Source organism: Sphingomonas sp. CCH9-F2, from assembly GCF_001556735.1.
In the GTDB taxonomy this organism is placed as follows: Bacteria; Pseudomonadota; Alphaproteobacteria; order Sphingomonadales; family Sphingomonadaceae; genus Sphingomonas; species Sphingomonas ginsenosidimutans.
Genome location: NZ_LSJO01000705.1, coordinates 1 through 5,171 on the forward strand (window position 1 = coordinate 1; position 5,171 = coordinate 5,171).

At 67.0% G+C, this 5,171-nt stretch carries 3 protein-coding genes; all 3 read right to left on the bottom strand.

Going from position 1 to position 5,171, the window contains the following annotated elements; all coding sequences use genetic code 11:
* On the bottom strand, positions 1-1,888 hold a 1,888-nt coding region (locus AX685_RS20150), incomplete at its 3' end, for a TonB-dependent receptor plug domain-containing protein (RefSeq protein ID WP_156445958.1).
* 177 nt (positions 1,889-2,065) lie between these two features.
* Positions 2,066-3,622, bottom strand: a complete 1,557-nt coding sequence (locus tag AX685_RS20155) for an FkbM family methyltransferase (RefSeq protein WP_066492026.1) — start codon at positions 3,620-3,622, stop codon at positions 2,066-2,068.
* Positions 3,619-5,004, bottom strand: a complete 1,386-nt coding sequence (locus tag AX685_RS20160; RefSeq protein ID WP_066492027.1) for a glycosyltransferase family 32 protein — start codon at positions 5,002-5,004, stop codon at positions 3,619-3,621. The genes AX685_RS20155 and AX685_RS20160 overlap by 4 nt, the downstream gene beginning before the upstream one ends.
* Positions 5,005-5,171 lie beyond the last annotated feature (167 nt).

Here is a 5,171-nt window from a genome sequence, read left to right on the forward strand (position 1 = left end):
TGCCGACGAACTGCGTCGCCTTGCCGTCGGCGGTGGTCGGCGTGACCAGATAGGCGCGCGCCGCATCGCTGGCGGAACCCTGGCCGAACGGATTGAGCGGCACGCACGCCGCGACGTCCGCCGCCAGCTGCGCCGGATTGCCGCCGACGTCTTCGCCGGCATAGGCCGGATTCACCTGCGACCGGCAGACGATCTGCCCGGCCGCATTGCGCGTCGTGTCCAGCGCCAGCAGGTACCGCTGGGTGTTCACGTTGCCGGTGATGACGCTGTTTTCCTTGTGCTGGCCGTAGTTGGCCGACACTTCGTAATGCCAGTCGTCGTTGAAATCGCCGCGCACGCCCACGACCGCGCGATACGTCTCGCGCGTCAGCTGCTCGTCCCGGGTGCCCAGGTCGAGCCAGTTGCGCCGCAGCGAGAAGCGATAGGTGCCCGCCGCGACCTGCGCCAGCGCGGCGGCCTGGTTGGCTGCGGCATTGGCGCCGGTGAACGCCGCGCCGGTGTTGGGATTGACGCCCGAGGCGATCGACGCGGCCAGCTGCCCCGCGATCGTCGCGCGTGCCGCGTCGGCCAGATACGGATTGTCGAGCCGGATGCCCTCACGATTGACGAAGCCCAGCCCGCCGTTCGAATAGGACCGGTCGGTCAGCCCGTCGATCGCGGTGAAATCGCCCAGCGTCTGCCCCTGCGAGAAGAACGGGCCGCTCTGCGATCCGAACGCCTCGGTGCGCACGTACTTGGCCTCGAAGAACGGCACGAACCCGCGCGATACCTCGAAATGGCCCAGCGCGTTGACGACGTACCGCTTCACGTCCGGCGACAGGACCAGCAGATTGCCGTCGCGCCCGGTCTGGCCGTTGCCGCCGATGAAGCTGCCGTTGGGGCCGATGCCGACGCGCTGGCCGGTCTGCGCCGCCAGCGACCCGTCGGGCTGGAACAGATAGGCGCAGGTGAAGGCCGAATTGGCCGAACCGACCGGATCGCGCCCGCACGGCGCCGCCGCCGACGAATAGCGGAAGCCCAGTTGCCCGCCGGGCGAGAGGGTGGTCGAACGGATGTCGCGGAAGAACCGCCGGTCGGGCGTGTCGTCGGACGAACCGGTCGTGTCAGTGTCAACGACGACGAAGCCGTTGTTCTGGCGCAGGTTCGGCCGGCCGGAGGCGTAATAATCCTCCTGATGCGCGAATTCGGCGTTGATCGCGATGTTGCCGCGTCCGTCGGCGAAATTCTTGCCCGCGACGATCGAGACATATTGGTTGCCGGCATCGCCATATTTGCTGACGCCGTTCTGGCCGTGGAGCTCCAGCCCCTCGTAGCTGTCCTTCAGCACGAAGTTGACGACGCCCGCGATCGCATCCGATCCATAGACCGACGAGACGCCGCCGGTGACGACGTCGATCCGCTCGATCAGGTCGGTCGGCATGGTGTTGAGGTCGACGGCATTGCCGTTGTTGATGATGTCCGCGGTGACGTGACGGCGGCCGTTGACCAGCGTCAGCGTGCGGGCCCGGCCAAGGCCGCGAAGATCGGGCAGGTTCAGGCCGCGCACACCCAGGCCGGAGGTCGAATTCTGCGAGCCCAGCGAGGCGCGGAACTGCGGCAGCTGGTTCAGCGTGTCGCCGACCGAGACACGGCCGGTCTCGAAGATTTCCTGCGATCCCAGCGAGGTGATCGGGATCGGCGAATCGTCGTTGGGGCGGCGGATGCGCGATCCGGTGACGACGATCTCGCCGCCCGGCGCCTCGTCCTGCACGTTCTGCTGCTGGCCGGCAGGCGCGGTGACGTCGTCCTGCGCGACCGGTGCGGTCGCCTGCGCCATCGCGACGCCCGGACACGCCGCGACGATCGCCCCCGCCAGCGCGGTGGCGCCCAGATACTGGTGCAATTTCATGATGCTGACCCTCTGTTTCTTTATGGGTCGCATGAGAAACCGATGACGATGCCGTGACAAGTCCGTCAACGACGCTGCCGTAGATTTTTACAAGAACGTGACAAACTGGTCACACGTGATACGTGTTGCTACGGTGGATTAGGTGCGGTGCGGAACGGACGACGTTCCGCCCCGCCCTCACGCCGCCAGCGGCAGTCCCGCGGCCTTCCTCAGCCCGTCGGCGAACACCGTCGGCAGGCCGTGTTCGACGTACAGGTGGCGGGCATAGTCCATCAGCACGTCGTGGCGGTATGCGGTCATGTCGTTGCCGAAGGTCAGCACCGCATAGTCGCCCGCCATCGCGTCGAGCAGCGCGTCCTGCTCCTCCTGCGTCATCCACTGTACCTCGAAATGGATCACCAGCGGGCGGCAGCCGCGCGCCAGCACGTCCTCCATGATCTCCTTGTCCATCCCCTCGGCATCGATGACCAGGATGTCGGGCGCGCGCCCGTCGGACCGGGCCAGCACCGTGTCATAGTCCACGACAGGCACGGTGATCGGTTCGATACATTGCCAGATGCGCGCGGTCATTTCCGCGGGGTGGGTACCGTCCTTCAACGGATTGCGATCCTGGTAGGCCGACGAAATGCCCGCTACCCATGCCGGCAGCCCTAGCGGGGCGACCTTTGCCGGATCGACCGCATTCAGCACCAGTTCGCCCACCGCCATGCCGTATGCCAGCGGCAGCAGCCGGACGTGGCGGTTGTTGGCGTAATGACGCTCCAGCGCCGCGAACAGATGCGGGTTCGGCTCCATCAGCAGCGCGGGCGGATCGTAGTTGACCAGCGCGCTGCGCAGCGGGTCGACCAGCACGCCATCCGCCGCGCCGATCTGCCACACCATCCGGTCGCGGTCCGCCGCCAGCAGCCAGTGGACAACCTTGGCGAAGCAGAAGGCGACCTGATCCTCGGGCGTCAGCCCCAGGTCTGGGGACAGCACCGGCGCGATCTGCACCAGGCTGCGGCGCGCGTCGCGGATGGTGTCGAGCATCAGCCCGACATCCTCGCCCCATTCGTCCGCGAAATCGGGCAGCATACCGGTGGGACACGACAGGTCGCCCATCGCGACCATCCGCAACAGCTTGTCCTGCTGCACCTCCTGCGACAGCCACGATCCCTTCCAGATGTGGATGCCGTAGGTGTTGCCCAGGTCGCGCATGTAGGTGGCCGACATCGGCTCGCCGGGCAGATAGGGGTAGAAGGTCGCGGTCGGCAGCGGCTCGTAATAATGTTTCTTGAGGAACGCCCCCAGCAGCCACGGCCCGGTCGACTTGTCCGGCCGCTCCTCGTCGATGTCGTGCGCCAGCGCATGGTCGATCATCTGCGCGAAGATCGGGTGCCCGGCGGGCGCGCCGATGAAGCTGTTCGAGCAGAAATCGCGCGACGACGTCTCGTTGCAGACGGTCAGTTCGGCGGTCAGCGCCCCCGGGTCGAAATGCCGGTAGGGCATGATATCGCAATCGAGGTAGATGCCGCCCTCGTTATAGAGAATCTCGTACCGTGCCAGGTCGGCGCGCGCCGCCATGCTGGTGAGGGTGCGCAGGCGATCGCGAACGCGCGGCAGGCGATCGATATCGGCGTCGCGCCACGTGACGAACCGATGATCGGGAAACTGGCGCTGCCAGGCCTGCCAATACGCCTCATAGGCATCCGGGATCGGCTTCGCGCCGAACCACACACGGTGGAAGGTCGTCATGCCTCGACTCCATTCAGGGTCTTCACGCCTTCGGAGAAGACCGTCGCGATTCCGTTCTCGACATAGAGCGCGCCGGCGTATTCCATGATGAGGTCGAAGCGGTACGCCGCCATGTGCGCGCCATATTCCAGCGTCGCATAATCGTCGCCCAGCCGCCCCAACAGCATCCGCAGGTCTGCCGGCGCCATCCCCACCATGTCGAAATGGATCACGGCCGGGCGGTGCCCGCGGTCCAGCACGTCGGCGATCACCGCCGCGCTGCCCGCGCCGTCGTGCAGCACCAGCACGTCGGGGGGGACGTCGCCCGCAGCAGCCCAGATCTCCTGCCAGGCCATGCCCCCTTCGGCGGGCGCGAGCGCGACGGCGCGGGCATTGGCATGGGCGGCATGATCGGCGGCCAGCGCGGCGACGCGCGCGGTATCGCTGTCGATCAGCAGCGCCGGAGGATCGTCGTTGACCAGCGCGGCACGCAGCGGGTCGGGGCGTTCGCGCGACGTGCCGACCTGCCACACGCGGGTGTCGGGCGCGCGCGCGAACAGCCAGTGCGCGACCTTCGCCAGTTCGAACACCGGCGCATCCTTGGCGTTGACCGAGAAATCGTAGCCTAGCAGCGGCACGATCTGCAGCGTCTTCTCGCGGATGTCGCGCACCGCCTCGATCATCAGGCCGACGTCGCGCGCCCAGTCGGCATGCTCGACATCGCCCTCGAAGCCGCGCAGCAGCACCGCCGGTTCGGCCACGTCACCGCGCGCGATCATCTGCATCACCTTCTCCTGCTTCGCGCTGCCCGGCAGCCACGATCCGCCCCACACATGGATACCCAGCGTCCCCGACAGGTCGCGGCGGCGCACCACCGACAGCGGCTCGACCGCGGCATAGGGGTAGAAGGCGCTGGACGGCAGCCGGCGGCATTCGTGCCCGGCCAGGAACTTGCCGAACAGCCACGGGCCGGTCGCGATATGCGGGTTGCCTTCGTCGATATCGGCATCGCGCAGATATTCGATCATCGCGTCGAACACCGGATGCCCCGGCGGCGAGGCGACGAAGCCGAGCGAGCAATATTCGGTCGCGTCCGATTCGTTGCACACGGTCAGTTCGCGCGCCATCTCCTCGGGGCGGAAGCGATGCCACGGCATGACGTCGCAATCGAGATAGACGCCGCCATGCGCGTGCAGGATCTCGAACGACCCCAGGTCGGCGCGCATCGACGGCACGCGCAGCTGGCGGATGCGGTCGCGCATCCGCGGCAGCCGGTCGATATCCGCATCGCGCCAGGTGACGAATTCATGCCCCGGATACTGGCGTTGCCACGCCCGCCAGTAATCTTCGTAGGCCGGCGGAATCGGCTTGTCGCCGAACCAGATGCGGTGAAACGTCGTCATGCCAACCGGCCCCCTCGCGCGTCGCGCCGATGCCGGCGGGTACCGGTCGGCGGATATGCGCATCAGGGTAAATTTTGTTGGTTAACGAATGATGTGGATGGCGAATTTTCCTGACGGGGACGGCGGTTAGGCCTGCCGACGCAACGGAAGCCGACCCGCCTAGACCC